The sequence below is a fragment of the Nocardia sp. NPDC004151 genome (assembly GCF_042874235.1).
Classification (GTDB): Bacteria; Actinomycetota; Actinomycetes; order Mycobacteriales; family Mycobacteriaceae; genus Nocardia.
In genome coordinates this window covers 122,412-149,060 of record NZ_JBIAMR010000007.1, presented here as the reverse complement: position 1 = coordinate 149,060, position 26,649 = coordinate 122,412, and the positions used below count along the sequence as shown (strand labels likewise).

The window sequence follows — 26,649 nt, the reverse complement described above, 5'->3', positions numbered from 1 at the left end:
TGTTACGGTTACCACCGTCAATAGAACGCTACATAGCCCAACGCCGGCGAGCGTTCGCACCAGCCGCGGACAATCCCGGCCGAATCCCTGGAGTCTCCAGCGATGCGTTTGCGCACAGTTCTCAGCGACGACGGCGGCAGCCGCGCCGATATCCGACTGGACGGGCAGTGGTACGCGACCTCTGCCGCCGACGTCGGCGCCCTGCTCCGCGAGCCGGTTCCCCCGAGCCGACCGCCCCTGTCCACCCGGCCCGCAGCGCCGGGCCGCGCGGCTCCCGTCGTGCTCGCGCCGTCGAAGATCGTCTGCTGCGGCCACAACTACCGCGCCCACATCGCCGAGCTCGGCCACCGGGAACCCGAATTCCCCACGCTCTTCGCGAAATTCGCCGACACCCTCACTGCCTGGGACGCCGATATCGCGGTGCCCGGCACGGCCGAGGAGATGCTCGTCGACTGGGAGGCCGAGCTGGCGATCGTCGTCGGAGCCACGCTGCGTCACGCCGACCCCGAGACCGCGCTCGCGGCCGTCGCGGGATACACCGTCGCGAACGACTTCTCGGTCCGCTCCTGGCAACGGCGGACGCCACAGTGGTTGCAGGGCAAGGCCTTCGACGCCACCACGCCCCTGGGGCCGGAGCTGGTGACGCCCGACGAAGCCGATCCCCGTGACGGCCTGCGCATCACCTGCCGGGTCAACGGCGTCGAGGAGCAGACCGGGCGCACCGACGATCTGGTCTTCGACCCGGCGACGCTGCTGTCCTACATCTCGGCCTTCACCGTGCTGCGCCCGGGCGACGTGGTGCTGACCGGCACCCCCGGCGGCGTCGGCATCGCGGCGGATCCGCCGCGCTATCTGCGGCCCGGCGATGTCGTCGAGACCGAGATCGAGGGAATCGGCCTGCTCCGCAACCGAATCACCTTTTCCCCCACCGAAATCGTGCCCGCGACGCGGGACGGAAAGGAATCACGATGACCAGCGAAATCACCACCGGGACCGCCCCGATCCTCACCCGGGCCGGCGAAGAGTTCACCGGAACGGCGCAATCCGGTGGCGCGGTCCGGGTCTCGGGCGTCAGTCCGCAACACACCCCGGCTACCAAGATCTGGTACGGCAAGGTGACCAACGAGCCCGGCTATCGCTCGCTGCCGCACCACCACGGCGAGGCCGAGACGGGCGGTTACGTGCTCAGCGGCACCGCCCGCATCTACTACGGCGAGAACTACCAGGAATACGTCGAGATGTACGCGGGCGACTTCGTGTTCGTGCCGCCGTTCATGCCGCACGTCGAGGTCAATATGAGCACCACCGAGCAGCTGGTCTGGCTGACCTGCCGCACCCCGGACAATATCGTCGTCAACCTGCCCGACGTCGACGATTCCATCCTGGCGGGCTACCGCCGGGCGTGACGTGCGGGCCCGCGCCGCGGTACCGGCCCGGGCCGCACAGCGCCACAGCCGATCCCGCGCGAAGCACGGAATCCGGATAGCGTCCGCGCGGACCGTATAGCCCCGCGGGCGCACCGCTCCTACCGTGCGAGCTATGACCGCCATCACAACCGATGCCGACGCGATAGTCATCGGCTCCGGGATCAACGGCCTGGTGGCCGCGGCCGAATTGGCTCGCGCCGGCTGGTCGGTGCTGCTCCTCGAAGGCAACAGCGAGATCGGCGGTTTCATCGCCACCGAGGAACGCACACTGCCCGGCTATCGGCACGACACCTACTCGTCGTGGCATCCGATGTTCGTGTCCGGGCCCGCCTACGCCGAACTCGGCGCGGACCTGCACAAGCACGGACTCGAGTACCGCAACAGCGACGAGTGGGTGACCGCCAGCGTCGCCGACGACGGCCAGGTCTCGATCGCACACCGCGATCCGGAACGCACCGCCGCGCTGTTCACACATGACGGAGACGGCGACGCCTATCTGGCGATGCTGAACCAGCTCGCCGCCAGCGCGGCTCCGATCGGCGGACTGATGAACGCCGATCTGCGCTCGCCCGCCGCACTCGGCCCGCTGGCCGGACTGCTACGCGGCAACGGGCGTCGCGGTGCCGAGGCCTGGTTGCGCACGGCCGCCAGCAGCGGTCGCGGCTACCTGCGCCGTGAATTCCACGGCCCCGAGGTCGATCACTTGTTCACGCCGTGGCTCCTGCACGCCGGATTGTCCCCGGACCACGCCTCCGGCGGGGTGATGATCCCGTTGTTCGCGGCCACTCTGCACGGCGCTGGACTGCCTGTCGTGGCAGGCGGCTCGGGCGGGCTGCTCACCGCCTTCGAATCGCTGCTCGGATCACTCGGCGTGCAGGTGAGCACGTCGACGCCGGTCGAGCGCATTCTCGTGGAGCATGGCCGCGCGACCGGCGTGGTGAGCCGTGGTCGCACACTGCGTGCGCGTCGCGCCGTGCTCGCCTCGGTGACCCCGACCGCGTTGTACGGCAACCTCTTACCGCCCGGCGCGGTGCCCGCTCCCCTCTGCGCCGAGGCCGCGGTGTTCCGTTACGGCCGCGCGGAGATGCAGATCCACGTGGCACTGTCGGCGCCGCTGGACTGGCACGACGCCCGTTTGTCGGACACTCCGCTGATCCATCTGTCCGACGGTTCCGGCAGCACCGGAATCGCCTGCGCCGAAGCCGAAGCCGGGCTGCTCCCCCGCCGTCCGACCGTCGTGGTCGGCCAGCAGTACGTGCTCGATCCGACCCGGGTGCCCGAGAGCGCGGCGGCGTTGTGGCTACAACTACAAGAACTCCCGTTCGCCCCGCGCGGAGACGCTGCCGGGGAACTCGACACCACCGACGGGTGGACCCCGTCGCTCGCCCGCGGATTCGCCGATCGGGTGCTCGCGCGGATCGCCGCCCACGCCCCCGACCTACGCCGGAAGGTGCTCGCGGTCGACGTGATCACGCCCGCCGATCTGGCCGCCCACAATCCGAATGCTGTCGGCGGAGATCCGTACGGGGGCTCGTGCGAGGTGGACCAGAGCTATCTGTGGCGTCCGCTGCCCTCGGCTGGACGCCACGCCACCCCCGTGCGAGGCCTGTGGCAGATCGGCGCCTCCACGCATCCGGGGCCCGGATTGGGCGGCGGCTCAGGACATCTGGTCGCGCACGCGCTCACCCGGCCGCGGGGGCTGTTCGGCGCTCGTGGCCGGCGATAGCGCGCGCTGGACAACCGCCGCGTCCTGCGGATAGCCGCGCACTGTCGGCCGAATCACACTCATCCCATCAGTCTTTCACTCTCAGGAGTCGCGATGTCCCTGCTCAACGCCGTTGTCGAGGCGACCCGCTCCGGTGCTGTCGACATCATCGATCTGACCACGCCGCTGCAGGAGTCCACGCCGATCCTCGAGCTGCCGCCTCCACTGGCCAACACCATCCCGTTCCGGCTCGAGGAGATCAGCCGCTACGACGATCGTGGTCCCGCGTGGTACTGGAACAACATTCACACCGGCGAGCACACCGGCACCCACCTGGACGCGCCCGTGCACTGGGTCAGCGGTCGCGACCGGCACGACGTCTCGCAGGCTCCGCTGCGCACGCTGGTCGCACCCGCCGCGGTCATCGACATGACCGCCGAGGCCGCCGCAGATCCGGACTTTCTGTTGGAAATCGACCACATTCGACGCTGGGAGGCCGAGCACGGCCCGCTGCCCGCGGGTGGCTGGCTGCTGTACCGGACCGGGTGGGAAGCGCGCGGCGAGGACGCCGTCGCATTCGCGAACGGCGGCCACACACCCGGAGTGTCCGTCGAATGCGCCACGTGGCTGGCCGAGGAGTCCACCCTGACCGGATTCGGGGTGGAGACCGTCGGCACCGACGCCGGCGCGGCGGCGGGCTTCGAGACCGCCTTCCCCTGCCACAGCATGCTGCTGGGCGCGGGCAAATGGGGTCTGACCAGCCTGCGCAATCTCGGCCGGCTGCCCGCTGTCGGCGCCCTGTTGATCGTCTGCCCGCTGCCGATCGTCGGCGGTTCCGGCAGCCCCGCGCGGGTGCTGGCGCTGGTCGAGCGCGGCGAATAAGGAGGAGAAGCCAATGGCGGAGCGATCATTCGCGAACGAGGTCGGCAAACTCCGGCAGGGCGAAGGCACCACCCTGCACGTGGAAGGCATCCTGGCCGTGACCAAGGCGCTGCTGCAGTCCGGCGTCGCCTATGTCGGCGGCTATCAGGGCGCGCCGATCTCACATCTGATGGACGTCCTCGGCGACTCCAAGGAGGTACTCGACGAGCTGGGCGTCTATTTCGAGAACAGTGCCTCCGAGGCCACCGCGGCGGCGATGCTGGCCGCTTCGGTGCACTACCCGCTGCGTGGCGCGGTGACATGGAAGTCGACCGTGGGCACCAACGTTGCTGCCGACGCCCTGGCCAATCTGGCCAGTGGCGGCGTCACCGGCGGAGCACTAGTCATTCTGGGCGAGGATTACGGCGAGGGCTCCAGCATCATGCAGGAGCGCTCGCACGCGTTCGCGATGAAATCGCAGATGTGGCTGCTGGATCCGCGGCCCGACATCCCCGCGATCGTGAACGCGGTCGAATCCGGATTCCAGCTGTCGGAGGCCAGTAACACCCCGGTGTTCCTGCTGTTGCGGCTGCGCTCGTGTCACCTGCACGGGACCTTCACGGCCTCGGACAACCGCCGCCCGCCGGTGACCGTGACCGAAGCGACCCAGCGGCCGACCCGGGACGTGAGCCGAATCGTGCTGCCGCCCGCCAGCTTCCACCACGAGCAGGAGAAGATCCAAGACCGCTGGCCCGCGGCGGTGAACTATATCCGCGAGCACCGGCTCAACGAGGTATTCGGCGAGGACCTCGCCGATGTGGGCATCATCGTCCAGGGCGGGCTGTACAACACCCTCAACCGGTCGATGGAACTGCTCGGATGCTCGGATGCCTTCGGCGACACCAAGGTTCCGCTGTACGTCATGAACGTCGCCTATCCGGTGATCGACGAGGAAGTCATCGAATTCTGCGCGGACAAGCGCGCGGTGCTGCTGGTCGAAGAGGGCCAGCCGGATTTCATCGAGCAGAACATCAACACGGTTCTGCGCCGCGCCGGGATACCGACCGCCTTGCACGGCAAGGACATGTTCACCATGGCGGGCGAGTACACCTCGTTGGTGCTCACCCGGGGCCTGCACCGGTTCCTGACCGACTATCAACCGGACGCGATCGCCTCCGAACCCGCGCTGCTGCGCCCGGCCGAGGATCCCGCGAGCCCGTTCGCCACCCGGGTCGAGCCGGAACTGGTGCGCCCGCGCCCGCCCGGGCTGTGCACCGGCTGCCCGGAGCGGCCCATCTTCAGCGGGTTGAAGCTCGCCGAGCGGGAGACCGGGCAGCATCACGTCAGCGCCGATATCGGCTGCCATCTGTTCTCGGTCAACGCGCCGTTCGATCTCGGTGCCACGACCATGGGCTACGGCCTCGGATCGGCCGCGGCATCGGCGTTGAATTCGAAGGATTCCGATCGACGCACCATCGCGATCATGGGTGACGGCGGTTTCTGGCACAACGGCCTGACCAGCGGCGTCGGCAATGCGGTGTTCAACCGCAATGACCAGTTGCTGGTGGTTGTCGACAACGATTACGCCGCCGCCACCGGAGGACAGGACGTGCTGTCCTCCCACGCCGAGACACCCGCGCGCTCGACCAAGCATCCGATCGAGCAAGCCGTACGCGGCATCGGAGTCGGCTGGGCCCGCACGATCGACGACACCTACGACGTAACGACCGTGCGCGACACCTTCATCGAAGGGCTCACCACTCCCGAGCAGGGACCGAAAGTCCTTGTCATGCAGAGCGAATGCCAGCTCAACCGGCAGCGGCGCGAGAAACCCCGGCGGGCACAGGCGTTGAAGGCGGGCGAGCGGGTGGTGCGGCAGCGTTTCGGGGTCGACCCCGAAACCTGCACCGGCGATCACGCCTGTATCCGCATCTCGGGCTGTCCGTCCCTGACCATCGCCGACAACCCGGATCCGATGCGCACCGACCCCATCGCCACCGTGCTCGACAGCTGTGTCGGCTGCGGGGTGTGCGGCGCGAACGCGCACGCGGCGGTGCTGTGCCCGTCGTTCTATCGCACCGACGTCGTCTACAACCCCACCCGCCGCGACCGCCTGCTGTCGAGGATGCGCGCGTGGTGGATCAGCATGCTCTCCCGTGGCGTCGAACGCCGCGCGGCCGGATTGGAGGCGGTGTCATGACCGGCTGGTACAACGGGCAGCGCCCGATCACCATCGCGATTCTGGCCATGGGCGGCGAGGGCGGTGGCGTGCTCGCGGACTGGATCGTCGAAGTCGCCGAGAGTGCCGACCACTACGCGCAGTCCACCTCGGTGCCCGGTGTGGCCCAACGCACCGGGGCCACCGTCTATTACGTGGAACTGTTCCCTCGCACCGCGCACGCCACCACCGGATCCGGCCGGGCGGCACCGGTGCTGAGCGTCTTCCCCACGCCCGGCGAAGTCGACATCGTCATCGCCTCCGAACTGATGGAGGCCGCTCGCGCCGTGCAGCGCGGCTTCTCGACCCCGGACCGGACCACACTGGTCGCCTCCACACACCGGGTCTACTCGATCGACGAGAAGATGGCGCTCGGCGACGGCCGCGTCGACGGCACGGCGCTGCTCGACACCGCCCGGCGCGGCGCGAAGCGACTGATCGCGACCGATTTCATGGCGGTGGCCGAGCAGCACCGCAGCGTGATCAGCGCGGCCTTGTTCGGCGCGGTCGCCGGATCCGGCCTGCTGCCCTTCACCCGGGAGCAGTGCGAAGCGCCGATCCGTGCGTTCGGCAAGGGCGTCGAGCAGTCGCTGGCGGCGTTCGCCGACGGTTTCGACGCGGCCGCGGCGACCGTCGAACCGGCGAGCCCGCCCCCCACCGCGCAGCCGGTGGAGCTGACGCTCATCCCCAAACCTCTGACCGCCGCCGAACGCAAGGAGCGAGAGGAACAGCGGCGCAACGAGATCGCGGCCACCGATCCCGGCGAGCTGGTCGGCCCACGACTTCGTGAGCTCGCGCGCACGGTCAGCGGTATGCCGCCGGCCGCGCGATCGATGATCCTGCACGGACTGGTTCGCACCGCCGTGTACCAGAACCCGGGATACGCGCGGCTCTATCTACGGCGTGTCGCCACAGTCGCCGACATCGACCCCGACCGCGACGGCGCGGCGCGGCTCACCGTGGAGGCAGCGCGGCAGCTGGCCCTGTGGATGTGCTACCAGGACACGATTCAGGTTGCACTGCAGAAGATCCGGCGCCAACGCACCGACCGCATCCGGGCCGAGGCCGGCGCCGAACCGGACCAGCTCATTCACGTCCACGAGTACCTACACCCGCAGGTCGACGAGATCACCGACACCATGCCGGTGCGCCTGGGCTCGATGCTTCACCGGTCCAGTGCCTTTCGCCGCCTCATCGGCAGGCTCACTCACCGGGGCATGATGGTCAACACCAGTTCGATCACCGGGTTCACCGCGCTATCGGTGACGGCCCGGCTGCGCCCGCTGCGCCCGCACTCTCTGCGATACGCCCGTGAGCAGCAGGCCATCGACCAATGGTTGCGCACGGCCGTGGCCGCCGCGGCCTTCGACGCCGAGTTCGCCCGCGAAATCCTGGCCTGCCAGGGCGTGCTGAAGGGCTACGGCGCCACCTACGAGCATGGCGCCGAGAGCTTCGCCGAACTCATGGGGGCGGCGCACGACCTGGCCGGCCGGGCCGACGCCGCCGGACACCTGGCCGCCTTGCGGGCGGCCGCACTCGCCGACGAATCCGGCGACACCCTCAGCGCCGAACTCGTCCGCGTCGTACCGGAATAGGGCGCCCGCTACTCCAGCGCAGTGGACACGCCGGTCTCGTCGATCGGCGCGTCCACCGGCAGCGGCGTCGTGAGGCCCACGATCGCCCCGACCGACGCCCCCAACGCCGCGCCCAGCAGGGCTGCGGGCCCGGCGACGACAGCCACACCGACGGCCGCCCCAACCAGCGGTCCGACCACCAAACCGGTGGGCAGGAACGGGATCCCGGCCACGAATCCGAGCCCGGCGCCGACCAGTCCGGTGGCGATCGCCAGCGGCGCGGACACGCCCGCCCCGATCCCCGCGCCGATGGCCGCGCCGACACCGGCGTCGACCACGGTGACGCCGCACCGCTGCGCATCGACCGGAATGGACGCGCACAGCGAGTCCACCGCTTGTGGATCCACACCCGGCAGCGGGTCGGCCGCATCGATGGAAGGTAGTTGGCCGTTCAATAGCCAATCCGGTGGCGCCGGTAGCGCGGCGGGCGGGGGCGCATAGTCCTCCGGCGCCGCCGAGGCGACTCCGGTGCCGAGCAGCACAGCGAACGGCAAAGCACCCGCAATCAACAGTGGCCTCGACCGGATCCACCAATCGGCTTCCAGCATTCCGCACCTCCTGAGCGAAAAACTGCTCTACATCGAGCAATTGCCTGATGCCCTAGAGATCTTAAGCGGAGCACGTGGCGAAATAAGGACGAAACTCCAATATCAATTCATGGTCGGCAAATCCACCGTCACACCCCGTATTCCACGCCCTCCCCTACCTCCCGCGAGTCGCCGGCCACCCGCCCGAAGGCCCGTGCCGACAATTAGCCGCCCCCGCCCGATCCAGCAGCGCCGGCGGCGAATTCGACTGTCCACCAGCCGATGTGGCGTCAGGTATCTGCCACTATAGATATATGTCGCAATACAGAGAAGCCGTGGAATCGGCGGACGGCACCCGCATCGTCTTTCACTCCCGAGGTGACGGCCCGGCCCTGGTTATCGTCCCCGGCGCGCTGGTCACCCTCGACCTCTATTTCCAGCTCGCAGAATTACTGGCCCCGGACTACCGGGTCCTCGTGGTCGAACGGCGAGAATACGGCGAGAGCGGAAACGGCCCCCGGCCCGCCGAATTCACCGAACAGGCCGCCGACCTGGCGGCGGTGCTCGCGACCCTGGACGACCCCGCCTTCGTCTTCGGGCATTCCGCGGGCGGCCTGGTCGCCCTGCACGCACTCCACCGGGATCAGTCGATGGTCCGACGCCTCGCGCTGTACGAGCCCCCGGTGACCCTCGCCGGTTCCCCGCTGACATCGACCCTCGAAACGATCCGCCAGCACATGGCCGCCGCGCGCCCCGCGGACGCGATCATCGAATTCTTCACCGCCATTGTCGAACCCACCCCGCCCCGCGCGGCCTTGCAGCCCCTCGCCGACGGCCTGGCCTTCCGAGCCTCCGGCCTGGTGGCCGACCTCGAATGCCTGACCGCCATGAACTCCGACATCACCCCGTGGTCCGGCATCGACGTCCCCACCCTCCTGCTCGCGGGCGAGCTCACCGACCCTTACGGCACCGCGAGCGTCGAACGTCTCCGGGCGACGCTGCCCGACGCGCGCACCATCACCCTGCCGGGGCAGTTCCACCACCCCCACGACGCCGCCGCGGTGGCCGCGGCACTGCGGGATTTCTTCCTCTGAGCAGACGTGTTGACACCGCTTACATTCGATCCTAGCCTGATGTTAACACCGCATACATTAGAGCGAGGAATCGGGAACCATGCCATCGACCTCTCAGAACACAGTCAAGGTCTCCCTCGACGGCCGCGTCGTCACCGTCCCCGAAGGCGGCCTGTACGACACGTATCGCATGCGGCCCGACCTCGACACCATCGCGGCGGATCCACGGGTGAGCAGCGTGGACTTCTTCCGCCGGATGCCCAAGACCGAGGTCGGCTCCCGCATCGGCAAGACGTTCACCCCGAACTTCTACTACCGCATCTCGACCGCCCGGCTGGTGATGCTCGCCCGCACCCGCACCATCCGCGGCCGGCTCCCCCGCGAACTCGCACCGCTCGAGGTCGTGCCCGGCATCGGGATCGTCTCGCTGATGCTGTTCCGCTACGACGTGTGCGATATCGACTTCTACACCGAGGCGGCGGTCGGCATCGCGGTCCGCCCGGCACGGCACGGACGCCTCGGCACCGTGGACCTGCTCGCCGGACTCACCGACGATCATCTCCACTCGTACGTGCTGTCGCTCCCGGTCAGCAGCGAGATCGCCCAGGTACGCGGCCACGACGGCTACGGATTCCCCAAGTGGGTCACCGACATCGACATCGACATCCGGGCCGACCGGACCACCGCCCGGGTGGCGAACGACGACGGCGGCACCGATATCGCGCTGTCGGTGCCGACACCCACGCAGACCACCCATCGCACCGGCGCACAGGTCTCGTCGCTCACCTCCTACACCCGGATCGACGGGGCGTGGCACTCGACGCTGAGCCAGACCAACACCCTGACGGCCGGAAGCTCCCTGCTGCCGCGCGGTATCGACCTCGAACTCGGGACCGGCCGCATGGCAGCGGACCTGCGCTCGCTCGCACCGTTCCGGACCATCCGGCTCGATGTCATGACCGAAGGCCAACTCGCCCTCCACATGCCGGTCCCGACCTCGGTCCCCACCCTCGGAGCAGCGTCATGACCATCGAGTACGTCTCGCGCACCCCCGCAGCCGGTGGCGACGGCCACCGGCCCTCCGCCGCGGCGTCGACCGCCGGGCTCATCTCCCGACTGGCCACCCGGGTCACCGCAGCGCCCGGCGCGACCACGGTCACCAAGACGATTCCGTACACGGGCGCCCCCTTGACCGATCTGCCGGTGTCGACGAGCACCGATGTCGACGCCGCGTTCGCCCGCGCGCAGGCCGCACAGAAGCGTTGGGCAGCAACGTCTTTCCGTGACCGCAAGGCGATCATGCTGCGCTTCCACGATCTACTGCTCGATCGTCAGCACGAAGTGCTGGATCTGATGCAGGCCGAGAGCGGCAAGACTCGGCGCGACGCCTTCCTCGAAGTCGTCGACGTCGCGATCGTCGCCCGCTACTACGCGCGGCGCGCCGCGGGGCTGCTCGCCCCCACCCGCCGCCGCGGCGCGATCCCGCTGCTGACCCACACCACCGAACTGCGCCACCCCAAAGGCGTTGTCGCCGTGATCTCCCCATGGAACTACCCGCTCAGCATGGCGGCGAGCGATGCGATCCCGGCGCTGCTGGCGGGCAACGCGGTGGTCCAGAAACCCGACACCCAGACCGCGCTCACCGCGCTGTGGGCGCTGGACCTGATGCGCGAGGCCGGTCTGCCCGACGACGTGTGGCAGATGGTGGTCGGGCGGGGCAGCGATATCGGCGACGCACTGATGGACAACGCCGACTACATCATGTTCACCGGCTCGACGGCCAGCGGCCGCCGCATCGCGCGCGACGCCGGTGAGCGGCTCATCGGAGCCTCCCTGGAACTGGGCGGCAAGAACGCCATGCTGGTCCTCGACGACGCCGATATCGATCGGGCCGCCGCCGGCGCGGTCGATGCCTGCTTCCCGTCGGCGGGTCAGCTCTGCGTCTCGATCGAGCGTCTCTACGTCGCCGAATCGATCCGAACGGAATTCGTCGCGGCCTTCGTCGCCCGCACATGCGCGCTGAGCACCGGCGCGGCATACGACTTCAGCCGCGACGTCGGGTCGCTCACGACGGTCTCCCAACTGGAGACCGTCACCGCGCACGTCGACGACGCGGTGACCAAGGGCGCAACCGTGCTGGCGGGCGGACAGGCGCGACCCGATCTGGGTCCGCTGTTCTTCGAGCCGACCATCCTCACCGATGTCACCCCCGAGATGACGCTCTGCACGCACGAGACCTTCGGCCCGGTCGTGTCGATCTACTCGTTCGACAGTCTCGACGATGCGGTCGAGCGGGCCAACGCCACTCCCTACGGTCTCAATGCCGGCGTGTGGACTCGCGATGGCGCCAAGGGCCGGGCCGTCGCGGCCCGCCTGCACGCGGGGACTGTCAACGTCAATGATGCGTTCGCCGCCGCCTGGGGCAGCATCGACGCTCCGATGGGCGGGGTGGGCGACTCCGGGCTCGGGCGCCGCCACGGGGCGGAGGGCATTCTCAAATACACCGAAGCACAAACCGTCGCCCACCAGCGCGTCATGGGATTCACCCCGCCCGCTGCGGTGCCGTACCGGGCGTGGGCGGGCATTCTCACCACGTGGCTGAGGGTGATGAAGCGCTTCGGCGTCCGGTGAATCGACCGCCCACCCGTCTCAGTCCCGGAACTCGCAGACCACTACCGGAATCTCGCGGGCGGTCCGCTTCTGATAGCTCGCATAGCCCGGGTACACCGAGGTGATCTGCGGCCACAGGACCGCCCGCTCCTCAGCGCCGGCGGTGTGCGCGCGCACTTTTCGCCGTCGCCCGTAGATCACGACCTCGGCGTCGGGGTTGGCTTGCAGGTTGCGGTACCAGTCGGGGTTTCGGTCGTCACCGCCTTTCGAGGCGACCAGGACGATTCGGTTCGGATCGTGCATCGGGGCCGTCAGATAGCACGACCGCGGTTGCCCCGATTTCCTTCCGATCGTGTGCAATTCGACCACCGGCATTCCGAACGGATTGGCCAGCAGCTTGTTTCCGCTGACGGCGAGGACGATCCGGTGTGCGAAGTTCATCAGCTTGGCTCCGCGGTCTGCCACCGTGTTCTTGTTCATAGCGCACCCCTTGTATCGAGTTAGCGGCGCTAACATTACCAAAGGTGTGAGCAGCGTCAACATTCATTATCGCCGGTCGGCGACCCCGACCGCGTGGGTACGTCAGTCGGCGCGAGGCGTGTTCGCGACCTGGCTCGACGCACCGAGCACCGCGAAGACCGCGGCGCGAACACGTTCGGCGACAGCCGCGTCGGAGACCGCCTCGAACTTGCCATCCAGGTGCAGGAACGCCAAGCCGTGGACCAGCGCCCACACCGCGGTGGCCATGGCTTCCGGATCCGACGCCGGAAACGCCTGCCGCACAATGTTCTCGACGTACTCGTGGATCGCCTCGGTGGCCGCCACCCGCTCCGGACTCGTCGGATCACACGGATCGGCGAACATCACCCGGAACAACCCCGGCCGGTCCAAGGCGAACCGCACGTACGCGATGGCGATCAGGGCCAGATCCTCGGGGGTGACCGGCGCGGGATGGACGGCGGCCAAACGGCTTGCCAGATCGCGGTATCCGACGGCGGCGACCGCGGACAGCAGGGCTTCGCGGTCCGCGAAATGGCGGTAGGGCGCCGCGGTCGACACACCGGCACGTCGGGCCACGGCACGCAAGGACAGGTCGGCGGCGCCGTTCTCCTCCAGCAGTTCGACCGCCGCGCGCAACAGCGCCGAGGGCAGGTCGCCGTGATGATACGGCTGAGTGGTCGACGACGTCACGCGATCGAATCTATCAAGCGGCGACGCCACGCCGGACCGCCCACCGGCCGATCTTCCGCTGGAAGACCGCCCTAACGCGGCCCCGCCCGCCACCGATAGCGGGGTGTGGCCGCCGACCGTCGCACCCGGTTCGCGGCCCCACCCGGTGCTGGTTCCGGATCGCCGCCGCGTCTACGATCCACCCATCGACCGGGGGACGACGATGCGTAGGAGGGGCATTGCGCACTGATCTGACTCTGCTGCACCAGTTTGTGCTCTCCCAGCTGACCTCCATGGGACTGGACCGCACGCGGCTGATCCAGGAATCCGGTGTGCCGGAGTGGACATTGGCCGGCGGTGGCGTCCACGTTCCCAGCGAAACCTTCTGGCGACTGTGGGAGACCGGGGCGAGGATGCTCGACGATCCGGACGTGGCGTTGCGTGTCGCGAGCCGGTACCAGCTCCGGACAACGGGGCTCTATGACTATTTGTTCACCAGCGCACCGACGTTGGGCGCCGGATTGGCGACCTGCGGTCCCTATGTCAGCGCCGTCACCACCAATCACAATTTCGACCTCGTCGACGACGATCGCGGACCGACGCTGCGCCTGGACATGGTCGACGGGGCCGACGCGACCCGTGACCACACCCAGCTGTGGGGTTTGGCCGCCGTGCTGACCCGGGCCCGGCGCGTCGTCGACGCCCCCCTGGACCCGGTGCGAGTCACCGTGCGCCGCAACGCACCTCGGCGTCTCGATGCTTACAAGGACGTATTCGGCGACGCCACAATCGAATTCGGCGCGGACACCGACGCGATGACCTTCCGCCCGTCCGACCTGGCCCTGCCGCTCACCACCGCCGACCCGGTCCTCGCCGCCGTCCTGCAACCCCTGGCGGACGCGCTCCCGCCGCCCCCGCCGCTGATCTCCGCATGGCCCGAACGGGTCGCCGTGGCGGCCGCCGCCGCCCTCGACGAGGGAGACGCGTCCTTGGAACGGGTCGCGCGGCGACTCACCACCAGCCCGCGCACCCTCCAACGCCGGCTCGCCGAAGCCGGGACGACATGGCGACGTGAGCTGGACCGGGCGCGCTCGGCCCGCCTCGGCGCGGCGCAGGCGACCGGACCGCTGAGCCGCGGCAAACAGGCACAACTCCTCGGGTACGCCGACGAATCCTCCATGCGCCGGGCCGCGCTGCGCTGGGCGGTCGCCAACAGCACGCACCGGCGCCCATCCTCCACCGAATAGCTGCATGTCTGCCTGTCATCGGCGATAGGCTGAACAGCGTCGAAAGGTGAGTCGATCATGGCCCGTGTTCGCAGCCATACCGTGAAGATTGCGCGGCCGATGATCGACGACGCTACGAACCGCACCGCCCGCGACGTGAGCATGACGGTAGCGGAGGAATTGCGTGAGCTCGGCTTCGAGAACGCCGAAGAGATCGGTCGCGGCGATTTCGGTGTGGTCTACCGCTGCCGGCAAGCGGGATTGGATCGCACTGTCACGGTGAAGGTCCTGACCGGGGACCTGGACGAGGAGAGCCAGGCGCGGTTCGTGTCGGAGCAGCAGGCTCTGGGCCGGCTGACCGGGCATCCCAATCTCGTCACCGTGCTGGCGGCCGGTGTCATCAGCGGCGGGCGGCCCTATCTCGCCCAGCCGTATCACCCCGTGGACTCGCTGGACGCGCGGATCCGGCAGCGGGGTCCGCTTCCGGTCGATGACGTGCTGAAGCTCGGAGCCGGGATCGCCCGGGCGCTCGAGAGCGCGCACCGACTGGGCATCGTGCACGGCGATGTGCGGCCCGGCACTATTCTGTTCCCCGAATACGGTGAGCCCGCCCTGACCGACTTCGGAATCGCGCCCGTTCCCGGCGGCTCCGAGACTTCCGCCGAGGGACGCGCTCCGACTCTCGCCGCCGATATCCACGGGCTCGGCGCCACCTTGTTCTGGGCGCTGACCGGGCATGCGGCCTCGGAGCCGCAGGCACCGGACCTGCGCGATCGCGGCTTCCCCGCCGAGGTGTGCACCGTGGTGGACGCGGCGATGCACCGGGATCCCGAACAGCGGCCCTCCGCGGCGGAGCTCGGCGCGACCATCCGGCAGATACAGCAACGCGGTGCCGCGGCGCGAACCACACGACACCACCGCACTCTGCTGCCCGAGTTGACCAGCTTCATCAACAGGCGCGCCGAGTTGACCGCACTCAAGCACCAGCTCACCGTGTCGAGGCTGGTGACACTGGCCGGGATGGGCGGCGTCGGCAAGACCCGGCTGGCGCTGCGGGCGGCCTCGGCCGCTCAACGCGATTTCGCCGACGGGGTCTGGGCGATCGACCTGGCCGATGTGCGCGACCCATCGCTGGTGGCTCCCATCGTCGCGGCCGCTCTGGGTGTGCGGGCCGATTCGGTCCGGCCGGTCCACGACACGCTCGTCGAGTATCTGCGATCCCGGGAGACCCTGCTGGTCGTCGACAACTGCGAGCAGGTCGCCAAGCCGATGGCCAACCTGGCCGAGACATTGTTGTCGGCGTGCCCGGACTTGCGGATGCTGGTCACCAGCCGCGAACCGCTGGACATCGGCGGCGAAGCGGTGCAGCGACTACTGCCGCTGAGCGTCCCCGCCGCCGACCGCGAACCGACGCTGCGACAGCTACGCAAGTACGACGCCGTGACACTGTTCGCCGACCGCGCGGGCACGGTCGTGCCCGGCTTCGAGGTGACCGAGGAGAACAAGGCCGCGGTGGCCGGGATCTGCGCCCGATTGGACGGTCTGCCTCTGGCGATCGAACTCGCGGCGGCTCGAATGCGCACGATGTCGCCGGACCAGATTCTGCAACGGCTCACCGACCGGTTCGCCCTGCTCACCCGGGGCCACCGCACCGCGCCGACACGGCAGCAGGCCCTGCGGTGGTGCATCGACTGGAGCTATGAGCTGTGCACCCCGGCCGAGCAGCGGCTGTGGGCCCGGTTGTCGGTGTTCACCGGTGGTTTCGAACTCGAAGCCGTCGAGTCGGTGTGCGGCGCCGAGGCCGAGGCGGCGGAGCTGCTCGACGTGCTGTCCTCACTGGTGGACAAATCGGTGGTGATCAGGGAGGAACCCGAGGGCGCGGTCCGCTTCCGGATGCTCGACACCGTCCGGGAATACGGGCAGGACAAGCTGCGGGAGGCCGGTGCGGACGAGGAATTCCGGCGCCGGCACCGCGACTGGTACCGACAGCTGGTGCTCGACGCCGAGGACGACTGGATCAGCGACCGGCAATGCGACTGGATGGCCCGGCTCGACCGCGAGCAGGGCAACATCCGTGCGGCGCTCGAATTCTGCATGTCCGACCCGACCGAGCAGTCGGCCGAAGCGGGGCTGCGCATCAGCGCCGCGTCCCTCACGTTCTGGAGCTTCCGCGGCCTGTTCGGTGAAGGCCGCCGCTGGCTCGAGCGCGCCCTGGCCCATCCGTGCGCACATTCGACGACCGACCAGGTCCGGGCGCTGCACGCCAGCATATTCATGGCCACACGGCAATGGGACCTCGAGACGGCGGCCGCCCTGCTCGAGCACGGGCGGGTGCTCGCCGAGCGCGATCCCACACCCCTGAATCAAGCCTTGATCGCCTACGCGGAGGGAGATCTGGCGCTCTATCGCGACGAGCCCCCGCGCGCGGTGTCGTGTATCAATCGAGCCATCGAGGTGCTGAGCTCCGACCCGCGCGGATGCCTGCACGTCTCCGCACTGCTGTTGCTCGGTGTGGCGTACGCGCAGCAGGGCGACGCCGGGCGCGCCGCCGAGTGCCATCAGCGGATCCTCTCCATCACCGAGGAGTGCGGCGAGTCGCTGTTCCGGTCGACCGCCCTGGGAATGACCGCGATCGCGGCCTACCGCCAGGGTGAGCGCTCCCGCGCACAGGAGCTGCTGCGGGAATCGCTGCGGCTCAACCGGCGCGTGCGCAGCCTGCTCGTCGCGGCGCTCGATCTCGAAGTGCTGGCCTGGATCGCCGCCGGCGCCGACGATCAGCGAGCTGCCGTGCTGATGGGCGCGGCGGCGAACATGATGCGGACCGCCCCCGGCGTGGCGATCTACTTCCCCCAGATGGTCGAAGCCCACCTCGAGTGCGAGCGGGTGGTGCGTGGAGCGCTCGGCACCGCGCGCTTCGACACGATATGGCGACGCGGGCGCGCGATGCGCGTCAACGCAGCGGTCGCCTACGCCCTGAACGAAGAGCGCCCCGACGATACGCCACGCGCCGGCGCGACGACTCTGACCAAACGGGAACGCCAGGTGGCGGGCCTCGTCGCCGAGGGGCTCACCAACAAGCAGATCGCGACCCAGCTGGTGATCGCACAGCGCACCGTGGACGCGCACGTCGAGCACATTCTGGCCAAGCTCGGGTTCAACTCTCGCGCCCAGATCGCGGCGTGGATCGTGGACGCGACCCAAAAATAGGTATACCCAGTGGCCATTCCACCGTCGTGCGAGCCGTCCGGACCGACGATGCTGAAAACCGAAATCCACCAGCACCGGTCCACGGAGGTTCGGTTCCATGTCCCTACCGATTGCCCAGTACACAGCGGGTGTCAGCGACGACGAAGACATGTTCGCGATCCGGCGATGCGCGGCCTGCGACAAGCTGTTCGGGCCGATGATCGGCGCCTGTTCGGCGTGCGCGTCCGATGATCTCGAGTGGGTGCCCTCGTCGGGGTCCGGTTCGATCGTGTCGTCGCGGAGGGTGCACCGCTCGGGTGATCCGCATGGGATGTCGACGCCGTTGACCATCGCCATCGTCGAGCTCGACGAGGGCCCCTGGGTCTATACCTCTCTCGAAGGTAACGTTCCGCTGGTCTCCATCGGGCCGGTCCGGGTGCGCTTCCAGCAGAGTCGCCGCGAGGACGGATTTCCGGTCGTCACCGTCGCCGACCGCCCGACCCAGTTGCTTCGATGACTGCTCTGCTGCCGCTCGCCTACGGCTACGTGCGCGACGATTTGTTGAGCAACCGCGACCCGAGTTTCACCGACACGCTGCTGCGAGCCGCCGCGCGATCACTCGGGTACGCGCTCGGCACGGTGTTCCACGAGCCGGGGCCGCAGGGCACGACCCTGCCCCCGGTGTTCGTCGACCTCGTCCACGAATGCCGGCGGGCCCAAGCCTGCACCGTGCTGACGCTCCCCGGACACCTGTCGGGCACGTCCGTGTGCCGCAAGGTCCTGCTCGCGATCCTCGAGGCTCGAGCCGAGGCCGCGGTACAGGAGATCCGCCCATGAGCCTCGTCTCCGCGCCGCTGACGCCGGTGGCGATGCTGTTCATCCTCGGGTATCGGATCCTTCAGATCGCCGAAGCGACCTACTACCGGTGGGGTACCCGACGCCGCTGCTCATCCGACGGTGCCGCGCGGGTGTAAGCCGGCGGCTCGGTAGACATCGTCGATCAGTTCCATGGTGACGACGGAGTCCTCGGGCGGTGTGAGATTGGTGTCGGCGCCGGATACCGCGCTCGCGAAGGCGCGCAGCTGGCGGACGTAGGTGGGTTCACCCGGGATCCGCTCGCGGCGGGTGACACCGTCGACGGTGACCGTCACTCGGTGGAAGGCCTGTGGCAGTACGTGATTGAGGACCTTCATGGTTCCGCGCTCACCCTCGACCCGCAGCCCGATCCGCAACAGCGAACGCGACCACATCGACGCGTTGATCCGGCCCACCACACCGGACGGGAAACGGAAGTCGGCGGTCATGGCCCGATCCACGCCTGGACCACGCAGCGGGCCCGCGCGGCCGTCACCTCCGGGCGGTCGGGATCGAACAGTCGCATGCTGTGGATCGCGTAGCAGCCCGCGTCCATGGTGGCCCCGCCCGCGAGGTCCAGCCGGTAGCGGCGAGAATATCGGGCATCACGGCACACCGCTCGGCGGGCGGACGATACGCCCGGTCAGAAGCCGAGACCGGCGTGGATTCGATCGAGCAGTTCGCCAGTCCGGAACGGCTTGGGCAGATACCCTGACGCGCCCGCGCTGATCGCGAGGCCCACGAGGTCGGGATCGGTTTCGGTGGTCACGATCAGGATCGGCACCGACAAGGTCGCCCGCAGCCGCAGGCAGAACTCGGGTCCGGAAAGGTCCGGCAACATCAGATCAGTCAGCACCAGATCCGGCTTCCAGCCGGCGACGGCGGTGAGCGCCTGTGCGGCCGTCGACGTGTGCACGGCGTCGAACCCGGCCGCGGCCAGGACCAGCAGAGTCATCTCGGCGGTCGCGGGATGTTGCTCGACGATCAGCACCCGGGCCGCCGGCCGCATCTCATCCCGCACATCGATCGGCGGACGGCTGGCTCGCGTTGTGGAGAGTTGATGGAGGTTCATGGACCTATCCCTTGCTGACCGGAATCCCCTACCGGGTGTGACCCGCCCCACTGTCCGGACGGAACTCGACGCTAAGCCGAACAGCAACTTGTCAGCAATAGCTGCGTGCTCTAGACCGTCCGATTCATCACGATCGTCACGTTCCCGTGATCTGGCGGACGCGAGCCGGCCGCCACCGTGACCATATCGCGATCAAACAGCCACTTGGAGTTCATCGACGCGGCGTGAAGAACGGCGCCCGGGAGCCGACCAAGGACATCCACTGGTTCGACAACGCCTGCCGAAGCGCACTCTGGAACATGCGAGCAACACCGCTGCTACAGGAAACGAGGAACAGGCCATGACAACCACAGGGGTTCCCGCACTGAAGCTCGAGGCGGTCGTCATCCCGGTCGCCGACGTGGACCGGTCGAAGAAGTTCTACGACGGTGTGGGCTGGCGTCTCGAGGCCGACTTCGAATTCGACAACGGCTTCCGGGTCGTGCAGTTCACGCCCCCGGGCTCGCCGACGTCGATCCAATTCGGCACCAGCATCACCACCGCGAAGGCGGGCTCGGCGGAAGGCATCTACCTGGTGGTGTCCGATGTCCAGCAGGCACGCGACGCGCTCGCGGCCCAGGGCGCCGACATCAGCGAGGTCTTCCACCCCGGCGCGCCCGGAGCCCAGTTCCAGCCCCTGTCGGGCGACGGACGCGTGGCGGGAGCCGCCGACGAGCGCGCGAGCTACGGATCGTTCGCGACCTTCCGGGACCCCGACGGCAACACCTTCCTGCTGCAAGAGGTCACCGCCCGGATCCCGGGCCGCATCGAAACCACCGAGACGTCCTACGCCACCACGAGCGACCTGGTCGACGCGCTCGTGCGCGCGGCGACCGCCCACGGCGAGCACGAGGCCCGCAACGGCGGGCGGTACGACACCGAGTGGCCCAAGTGGTACGCGGCCTACATGGTCGCCGAAGCCCACGGCGATCAGCTACCCGAGTAAAGGAGAACAGACCCATGACCACCATCCATATGCACGCGAACGCACATGTGACGCCCGAACAGTTCGTCGCGGCCCTCACCGACTTCGGCCCGGACCGTTCGGAACTGTTCGGCAACAGCGCCGGGTCGTACCTCGCGGTGCACGCTCAGGATGCCCATCACGCGGACGTCACCGAAGGATCCACCGGAATCTGGGAGCGGCTCGAATACGACTGGACCAACCCGGACCACGTCGTATTGACCACCACCGATTCCAACGCGTGGGGTCACCACTCCGGGCACACCTACGATCTGACCCCGCGCCCCGACGGCACCACCGATATCGACTACGTCGTGGTACGCGAGGGCAAGAACGCGCGCGGCTGGTTCCTCGGCGCAGTGCTCGCCACCGTCGGCAGGGGCGTGCTGACCAAGGCGTTCAAGAACTCCGTGACCGCGATCGAGGCTCGAACCGGGACCAGCACGTAGATGAGGCCCGATCTCGACGAATTCCTCTCGGGCACAGCCGAATAGCAGCACTGTGACGCGACGACGGTGGCCTGGCGACCGGAATGGCCGCACAGACCACCGCTCGTCGCGGTCCGACGGAGGAAGGTCTTCGGCAAGCCCGGGATCCGCTCTCGACGTGAATTACGTTCCGTGACCATGAATTGCGCACCGTGACCGTATAGAGAGCAAACAGCCATGTGGATTTCATCGCGGTTCCGGAACGGCACTCGACCACGAGGCGCGACCATGAAGTATGGCAGCGAATGATGAAGATCAGCAGATCAAGGAACTCGTTCGTCGACTCACCACCAAGTTTCCGGCCGTCGGCGCCGGGACGGTCGCCGATATCGTCCACGACGCCCACCGCAGCTTTGACGGACGTCCCGTCCGCGACTTCATCCCGCTGCTCGTCGAGCGGATGGCCGCCCGCAGGTTGACCACCGCCCCACAGTGATCGATGCCGTCGACGGTGTCGGGCCGATCGATGGCGCAGGCGATCCCGCGGGCAATGCCCTCGGGCCGCAGGCCGATACGAACGCCGGCCTGCTTGATCGCCACGCGCACATCGGGTTTCGTGGCCGCCCCGGCGGACCGGTCGCGTCGGCCCTCAGCCCGCCGGCTGCGTCTGCCGGATGCCTCGCCAGCCGAGTGGAAGTTGGACGCGCCCCGCGCGGATATCGCTGATGAGGTGGGCGTAGCCGTCGCGAACTTCGCCGAGGTGTACCCAGGCCGAGTGTCGAAGGTCTTCGCAGTCACTGTGCAGCACCGTCCACCACGCTTCGGCGTAGGTCTTGGCCACGTGACTGATCACCTCGCCGAAGGTGTGGGTGTGGCGACGGGCGCAACGGCTGTGGCGTACCGCGGACGCGGCCCAAGAATTGATCTTGTCGATGACCTTCGCGATATCGGCACACAGAGCCGCCTCGGTGGCCTCCGGCGCGTTCCGCCGCGGATTCAGCACCGCGGCGATCAACGCGGCGTGCAGATCGCCGAGTTCTCTCGCCCACGTGACCAGTGGGAACGGTTCGGCGAGCCGCCCGGCGATCGCGGCCAAGAGTTGCTCCGGCGACAACAGCGATTCGGAATCCGTCGCCGGATCCTCGTATGCCGCTACGCCCGCATTCATGCGCGCCCGCCCGTGAGGCTATCGAACGAGCCGGTCATGCGATGCATTCGAGGGCTCGTCGCTCATCGACGGTTTCGGTGAGATAAGCGTGCTGATACATGGGCGGTAGGTCAACTTTTCGAGATGAATGGTTGATGATAGAGAACGCGCCGCTGCGACTCGGGGCATTATGCTAATACTGACTGCGCACTCAGTCAACGACAGTTCGCGCGGTCGATCGGTTCTCAGGGGCGTCGGAGAATACGGACGAAGAGGGGCGGGATCGATGAATGGACGTGCGGCGGGGCCTGGCAAGTCGGGCGCGATTCTCGATACCTTCACGCGCCATGTCGCTGAAAAAGGCTACGACGGAACGAGTTTCAGCGATGTAGCCCGCGAGCTCGGTATCTCCCAGGGCTTGATCGTGCACCATTACGGCACCAAGGCGCGGCTTCTGGAAGCGCTGCATGTTTCCTATATGCGGCGCCGTGTCGACGAGGCGGAACGAATCGTGTCGACCTTCTCGACACCTCCCGAGCAGCTGGCCGGATTGTTGCACGCGGCCATGCTGTATCAGGTACACGACCGGAACCGGACCGTCGCATTCCAGCGCGAGGTCGCCCGGTTCGGCCAGGAAGAAGAGGACTCCGAGGGGCGCAAGCTGCGCAGGTATTACATCGGAATCCTGCGCGGCGTGCTCGAGGCGGGCATCGCGTCCGGCGACTTCCAGCCCGTCGACACCAGCATCCGGAGCCTGCTCATCTTCGGCGCCGCGCAATGGTCGTGGACGTGGTTCGAGCCGGGCGGCCGCAATTCGGCCGAACAGGTCGGTGCTGAACTGGTGGATCTCACCCTGGGATCACTATTGCAGAACAGGGCGTCGCTACCGCGCCTGCGCGATCCCGACGGCGAGCTCGTCGCAACGGTGATCAGACTCATCACCGCCTAGGAGAGAGTGACCGCGCGCAGCGCATGTCCCGCCCGGGTGTGGACGACGCCGCGCTGGGACATGGCGCGGTCGACCGCGGACGGTTTCGATGAGTTCGGAGCGGGATCGGCACGCCGACCATCAGGCGGTTGCGCGGATCTCAGGATGCTTCTTGTAGCCTCAGCCCTCGTCCGAGACATCTGGTTTTCGAGCCCAGCTGTCTTACGGCATACAACATCGGGAGCAGTTCTGATTTCGCGGCAATCATCGACAGCCTGGTCCGCGACGCTCACCGCGGAGGCCGACGATAGTCTGACCGATGTGTCCCGGTTGCGAGCGACAGATGCCTGACGACGGCCCGAACGGGAGTCTGGGCGGCATCGACTTCGACTCCACATCCGAACACGCTGCGGCACATAGGATTACACATTTCCGCAGCGACAGCTTCCGATCGGGACTGGGAAACCTGCCCTTGCAGTTGACCAGCTTCGTCGGCCGCAGGACACCACAGTCCGACGTCAAGAACCTGCTGGCCGGCTCGCGTCTGGTGACACTGACCGGGATCGGGGGCGTAGGCAAGTCACGGCTCGCGTTACGGGTCGCGCACAGCATGCGGCGGAACTTCGCGAATGGGGCATGGCTGGTCGAGTTGGGCGACCTGCGTGACGAGGAGTCGCTGCCGGACGTCGTGGCCGCCGCTTTCGGCCTGTCCGACCACGGCGGCGGATCGGCGCCCGACGCGCTGATCCAGTTGCTGGCCGCCCAGGACCTGCTCCTGATCGTGGACAACTGCGAACACCTGGTCGAGCCCGTCGCACGGCTGGTCGAATCGATCCTGAGAGCCTGCCCGAACGTGCGGATCCTCGCAACCAGTCGCGAGACCCTCGATATCGAGGGCGAGGCGGTCTATCCGCTGTCGCCGTTGGATGTACCCGATCCGGCCGCCAATCCGTCATTGCGGACCGTCACCCGCAATGACGCGATCACCCTCTTCGCCGAGCGAGCGGCCGCGGCGGTGCCCGGGTTCGAGGTGAGCGACGACAACAGGCTGTCCATTGCCCAGGTCTGCGCACGGCTGGACGGCCTGCCGCTGGCCATCGAACTCGCCGCGGCGCGCCTGCGGACGATGTCCGTCGAACAGATACTGAACCGGCTGGACGACCGATTCGCGTTCCTGACGCGGGGCAACCGTAGTGCGCCCAGACGGCAGCAGACGATGCACACCTGCATGGACTGGAGCTATGACCTGTGCACATCGGACGAGCGGCGGCTGTGGCGCCGGCTCTCGGTGTTCACCGGCGGGTTCGAACTCGACGCGGCCTTGCACGTGTGTTCCGCCGGCGGGGCCGAGCCGGATTTGCACGACACGCTGTCGGGTCTGATGGAGAAGTCGCTCCTCATCCGCAAAGAGGAATCCGGCTCGGTGCGGTTCCACATGCTCGAGACGGTCCGTGAGTTCGGCGCGCAGAAGGCCGACGAATCCGGGGAGTCCGAGCTACTGCATCTCCGGCATCGGGAATGGTGCGAGCAATTGGTGCACGACTGGAGCGCCAACTGGATCGGGCCGCGCCAGATGTACTGGGTCGAACGGCTGGAGCGGGAGCAGGCGAACGTGGTGAACGCACTGGAGTTCAGCCTCACCGAGTCCGAGGACAGCGGACTGCGGATCGTGACCGGCCTGTATGTGTTCTGGCTGCTGAGGGGCCGGATCGGCGAGGGTCGCCGGTGGCACGAGCGGATTCTCTCGCGCCCGTCCTCGGGCCCGTCGACGGAACGGGCCGCAGCGCTTTTCGCCGCCAGCTTGATGGCGGCCCTACAAGGTGACCTGCGGACCGCCACCGACCAGGTCGAAGAACTGGCAAAGCTGTCCGAACAGACCGACGACCCGACGGTACCCGCGCTGCTCGCGCACACACGGGCGAACTACGCGCTCACCGGAGGCGGGGGTGATCCGCACCGGTTGGTCGCCGATCTGGAGCATGCGCTGCACACCTACGAGAGCTGCGGTGCGGTCGCCCGGCAGTTGGATGCTCGGGTCTCGCTCGGCTGGTGCTATTCACTGCTGGGCGAGACCTCCCGAGCCCTCGACGTTCTGGAGGAGGCACTCCGCGTCACCGAAGCCGCGGGCGAGACGATCTACCGATCCTATGTGCTGTGGACGGCGGGATTCGCGGCCTGGCGCGGCGGTGAGACCGAGCGGGCCAGACGCTCGCTCGCGGAGGCGATTCGGTTGGCCCACAAGGTCGCTGATCCGCTGGTCATCACGGGCTGCCTGGCGACGCTGGCCTGGATCGCCGCCGAGGAGCTCGAGGCCCGTCGTGCGGCAGTCCTGCTGGGCGCGGCGGATGCCTTGGGCCGACTCGCCGGCAGCCCCACCATTCTGCTGATGCCCTTCCGTCACGAATGCGAGCAGAGCGGCCGCCGAACTCTCGGCGACAACGGGTTCGATGCCGCCCTCCAGCACGGCGCGTCGATGAGTCTCGAGAGCGCGGTCGCTTTCGCACTCGGGGAGCCATCCCAGGGCGTCTCCCCAGCCGATCGTTCGCCGGAAACTCTCACCGCGCGGGAACGCCAGATCGCCGATCTCGTCGCCGAAGGACTGACCAGCAAGGCGATCGCCGATCGCCTGGTCGTTTCGCCGCGCACCGTGCAGGGGCATATCCAGCACATACTCACCAAACTGGGCTTCACCTCGCGCGCGCAGATCGCTGTCTGGGCCGCAGCCCAGCCCGCGGACACGGCCGAGTAGGGGCTCTCCGCGCCCGGAGCGGGCAATTGATTGACAGACAGCGATTGATAATCCGCAAAGAGAATTGATTTCTCGAATACCCGGACAGGAAGTAGGGTTTCGAAAACAGCCGGACAATTTCGGCTTCGCGCACACCATCGGGCGGCGATCGATTCTTCCACGCCGCCGTGAACGGATTGAATTCGGCCACCCGCCACTATCAGTCCTCCGCCAGCAACAAGATTCGAAACCGGAAGCGGGCCGATGAGTGCGCCGAGTCGAATTCTCCATCTTCGCCTGGAATTGGGACCCCTGGTCTTGGACTATCGGGGCCATGCCGATCAAATCGGCGAAGTGGCCTTCGAGTTGAGCGCCGCCGGCGCGGCCGCGGTCACGGTCGACGAGCTCGTGGCCCCCGAGATGCCTTGTCTCCCTTGCTCCCGACTGTGGGGCGATTAGCCGGATCGCGAGAAAGAGGTCGGCATCGCCGGCTTTCCCGCCCCTTCACGGGAATTCACCAGCGATGCCGACATTTGCCCCACTGCGCTCGGTGAGGCAGTGCGAGCCTCGAGGTGGAAGCGGGCTCGCACGTCTGGAAGGCCGCCGTGAACGGCGTCCGCACATTGGTTTTCGCGAACCGACGCAAATGAGGGAAACTCAATTCTTCTCGCCGTGGGACGCATGAATCATGCTAGTGCAACCGCGCTGCGAAGAGAAACCGCTGTCGCTGGATTGTCCACAAGTTCGGCTTGTCAATTCGATCGCAACGTTGTCCGGCTCATCGGTGGCGATTCCGGGGCCCGTCAGCGACATCATCCGATGGCTTCGATCCCGGGCCCGCGGCCACCGTG

General features: G+C 68.0%; 25 protein-coding genes. 18 read left to right on the top strand and 7 right to left on the bottom strand.

Annotated elements, in window-relative coordinates:
* Positions 1 to 102 precede the first annotated feature (102 nt).
* The 6 genes from ACFYTS_RS17935 (at position 103) to ACFYTS_RS17910 (ending at position 7,806) form a co-directional block, all read left to right on the top strand.
* Positions 103 to 972: a fumarylacetoacetate hydrolase family protein gene (locus tag ACFYTS_RS17935; RefSeq protein ID WP_387305454.1), complete on the top strand. Its 870-nt coding sequence runs from the start codon at positions 103 to 105 to the stop codon at positions 970 to 972.
* Positions 969 to 1,406 (top strand): cupin domain-containing protein, encoded by a 438-nt coding sequence (locus tag ACFYTS_RS17930; RefSeq protein ID WP_357277005.1) that lies wholly within the window; start codon positions 969 to 971, stop codon positions 1,404 to 1,406. The genes ACFYTS_RS17935 and ACFYTS_RS17930 overlap by 4 nt, the downstream gene beginning before the upstream one ends.
* A 133-nt stretch (positions 1,407 to 1,539) precedes the next feature.
* Positions 1,540 to 3,153, top strand: coding sequence for a phytoene desaturase family protein (locus ACFYTS_RS17925; RefSeq protein WP_387305451.1), 1,614 nt, complete (start codon positions 1,540 to 1,542; stop codon positions 3,151 to 3,153).
* A 93-nt stretch (positions 3,154 to 3,246) separates the two neighbouring features.
* Positions 3,247 to 4,014, top strand: a complete 768-nt coding sequence (locus tag ACFYTS_RS17920) for a cyclase family protein (protein ID WP_387305449.1) — start codon at positions 3,247 to 3,249, stop codon at positions 4,012 to 4,014.
* A 13-nt stretch (positions 4,015 to 4,027) separates the two neighbouring features.
* Positions 4,028 to 6,193: a thiamine pyrophosphate-dependent enzyme gene (locus tag ACFYTS_RS17915; RefSeq protein ID WP_387305446.1), complete on the top strand. Its 2,166-nt coding sequence runs from the start codon at positions 4,028 to 4,030 to the stop codon at positions 6,191 to 6,193.
* Positions 6,190 to 7,806 (top strand): indolepyruvate oxidoreductase subunit beta family protein, encoded by a 1,617-nt coding sequence (locus ACFYTS_RS17910; RefSeq protein WP_387305443.1) that lies wholly within the window; start codon positions 6,190 to 6,192, stop codon positions 7,804 to 7,806. Before ACFYTS_RS17915 ends, ACFYTS_RS17910 begins: the two co-directional genes overlap by 4 nt.
* 8 nt (positions 7,807 to 7,814) lie before the next feature.
* Here the strand turns inward: ACFYTS_RS17910 and ACFYTS_RS17905 are convergent, their stop codons facing one another.
* Complete coding sequence (locus ACFYTS_RS17905; RefSeq protein WP_387305440.1) at positions 7,815 to 8,393, bottom strand: hypothetical protein; 579 nt, start codon at positions 8,391 to 8,393, stop codon at positions 7,815 to 7,817.
* 293 nt (positions 8,394 to 8,686) lie between these two features.
* Here ACFYTS_RS17905 and ACFYTS_RS17900 point away from each other — a divergent pair, with 293 nt between their 5' ends.
* The 3 genes from ACFYTS_RS17900 to ACFYTS_RS17890 all read left to right on the top strand — a co-directional run bounded on the left by ACFYTS_RS17900 (position 8,687) and on the right by ACFYTS_RS17890 (position 12,076).
* Entirely contained in the window at positions 8,687 to 9,466 is a 780-nt protein-coding gene (locus ACFYTS_RS17900) for an alpha/beta fold hydrolase (protein WP_387305438.1), read from the top strand.
* 79 nt (positions 9,467 to 9,545) lie between these two features.
* Positions 9,546 to 10,472 (top strand): acetoacetate decarboxylase family protein, encoded by a 927-nt coding sequence (locus ACFYTS_RS17895; protein ID WP_387305436.1) that lies wholly within the window; start codon positions 9,546 to 9,548, stop codon positions 10,470 to 10,472.
* Positions 10,469 to 12,076 (top strand): succinic semialdehyde dehydrogenase, encoded by a 1,608-nt coding sequence (locus ACFYTS_RS17890; protein ID WP_387305433.1) that lies wholly within the window; start codon positions 10,469 to 10,471, stop codon positions 12,074 to 12,076. The genes ACFYTS_RS17895 and ACFYTS_RS17890 overlap by 4 nt, the downstream gene beginning before the upstream one ends.
* Before the next feature lie 18 nt (positions 12,077 to 12,094).
* On the opposite strand, the gene ACFYTS_RS17885 is transcribed toward ACFYTS_RS17890, so the two are convergent.
* Together ACFYTS_RS17885 and ACFYTS_RS17880 are read right to left on the bottom strand one after the other, a co-directional pair.
* Positions 12,095 to 12,535: a nitroreductase family deazaflavin-dependent oxidoreductase gene (locus tag ACFYTS_RS17885; protein ID WP_387305430.1), complete on the bottom strand. Its 441-nt coding sequence runs from the start codon at positions 12,533 to 12,535 to the stop codon at positions 12,095 to 12,097.
* Positions 12,536 to 12,637: 102 nt separating this feature from the next.
* Positions 12,638 to 13,246, bottom strand: coding sequence for a TetR/AcrR family transcriptional regulator (locus ACFYTS_RS17880; protein WP_387305427.1), 609 nt, complete (start codon positions 13,244 to 13,246; stop codon positions 12,638 to 12,640).
* Positions 13,247 to 13,464: 218 nt separating this feature from the next.
* On the opposite strand from ACFYTS_RS17880, the gene ACFYTS_RS17875 reads away from it, so the two are divergent.
* From ACFYTS_RS17875 to ACFYTS_RS17860, 4 genes are all read left to right on the top strand, one after another.
* Complete coding sequence (locus ACFYTS_RS17875) at positions 13,465 to 14,472, top strand: AraC family transcriptional regulator ligand-binding domain-containing protein (RefSeq protein WP_387305425.1); 1,008 nt, start codon at positions 13,465 to 13,467, stop codon at positions 14,470 to 14,472.
* Between the two features lie 57 nt (positions 14,473 to 14,529).
* Positions 14,530 to 17,658, top strand: coding sequence for a LuxR C-terminal-related transcriptional regulator (locus ACFYTS_RS17870; protein WP_387305422.1), 3,129 nt, complete (start codon positions 14,530 to 14,532; stop codon positions 17,656 to 17,658).
* Positions 17,659 to 17,806: 148 nt separating this feature from the next.
* Positions 17,807 to 18,154: a Zn-ribbon domain-containing OB-fold protein gene (locus ACFYTS_RS17865; protein WP_387305420.1), complete on the top strand. Its 348-nt coding sequence runs from the start codon at positions 17,807 to 17,809 to the stop codon at positions 18,152 to 18,154.
* Positions 18,151 to 18,474, top strand: coding sequence for a hypothetical protein (locus tag ACFYTS_RS17860; protein ID WP_387305417.1), 324 nt, complete (start codon positions 18,151 to 18,153; stop codon positions 18,472 to 18,474). The genes ACFYTS_RS17865 and ACFYTS_RS17860 overlap by 4 nt, the downstream gene beginning before the upstream one ends.
* A gap of 110 nt (positions 18,475 to 18,584) precedes the next feature.
* On the opposite strand, the gene ACFYTS_RS17855 is transcribed toward ACFYTS_RS17860, so the two are convergent.
* From ACFYTS_RS17855 to ACFYTS_RS17845, 3 genes are read right to left on the bottom strand one after another with little or no spacing between them, the layout of a single operon-like run.
* Complete coding sequence (locus ACFYTS_RS17855; RefSeq protein ID WP_387305415.1) at positions 18,585 to 18,941, bottom strand: hypothetical protein; 357 nt, start codon at positions 18,939 to 18,941, stop codon at positions 18,585 to 18,587.
* The gene (locus ACFYTS_RS17850; protein ID WP_387305412.1) at positions 18,938 to 19,108 is read right to left on the bottom strand and encodes a hypothetical protein; all 171 of its coding nucleotides are present in this window, start codon (positions 19,106 to 19,108) and stop codon (positions 18,938 to 18,940) included. The genes ACFYTS_RS17855 and ACFYTS_RS17850 overlap by 4 nt, the downstream gene beginning before the upstream one ends.
* A gap of 27 nt (positions 19,109 to 19,135) precedes the next feature.
* Positions 19,136 to 19,564, bottom strand: a complete 429-nt coding sequence (locus ACFYTS_RS17845) for a response regulator transcription factor (RefSeq protein ID WP_387305409.1) — start codon at positions 19,562 to 19,564, stop codon at positions 19,136 to 19,138.
* Positions 19,565 to 19,904: 340 nt separating this feature from the next.
* Between ACFYTS_RS17845 and ACFYTS_RS17840 the strand changes: the two genes are divergently transcribed.
* The 3 genes from ACFYTS_RS17840 (at position 19,905) to ACFYTS_RS17830 (ending at position 21,491) form a co-directional block, all read left to right on the top strand.
* Entirely contained in the window at positions 19,905 to 20,549 is a 645-nt protein-coding gene (locus tag ACFYTS_RS17840) for a VOC family protein (RefSeq protein WP_387305406.1), read from the top strand.
* Positions 20,550 to 20,563: 14 nt separating this feature from the next.
* A complete protein-coding gene (locus tag ACFYTS_RS17835) occupies positions 20,564 to 21,016 on the top strand; it encodes a hypothetical protein (protein WP_357277039.1) in 453 nt (150 codons plus the stop codon).
* A 274-nt stretch (positions 21,017 to 21,290) separates the two neighbouring features.
* On the top strand, positions 21,291 to 21,491 hold the full coding sequence (locus ACFYTS_RS17830; RefSeq protein ID WP_387305404.1) for a three-helix bundle dimerization domain-containing protein: 201 nt from the start codon (positions 21,291 to 21,293) through the stop codon (positions 21,489 to 21,491).
* A gap of 153 nt (positions 21,492 to 21,644) precedes the next feature.
* Here the strand turns inward: ACFYTS_RS17830 and ACFYTS_RS17825 are convergent, their stop codons facing one another.
* Positions 21,645 to 22,163 carry a hypothetical protein gene (locus ACFYTS_RS17825; protein ID WP_387305402.1) on the bottom strand — a complete coding sequence of 173 codons (519 nt, stop codon included), beginning with the start codon at positions 22,161 to 22,163 and terminating at the stop codon, positions 21,645 to 21,647.
* 265 nt (positions 22,164 to 22,428) lie between these two features.
* Here ACFYTS_RS17825 and ACFYTS_RS17820 point away from each other — a divergent pair, with 265 nt between their 5' ends.
* Positions 22,429 to 23,091 (top strand): TetR/AcrR family transcriptional regulator, encoded by a 663-nt coding sequence (locus tag ACFYTS_RS17820; protein WP_387305399.1) that lies wholly within the window; start codon positions 22,429 to 22,431, stop codon positions 23,089 to 23,091.
* A gap of 451 nt (positions 23,092 to 23,542) precedes the next feature.
* Positions 23,543 to 25,819: an ATP-binding protein gene (locus ACFYTS_RS17815; RefSeq protein ID WP_387305396.1), complete on the top strand. Its 2,277-nt coding sequence runs from the start codon at positions 23,543 to 23,545 to the stop codon at positions 25,817 to 25,819.
* Positions 25,820 to 26,649: the final 830 nt, after the last annotated feature.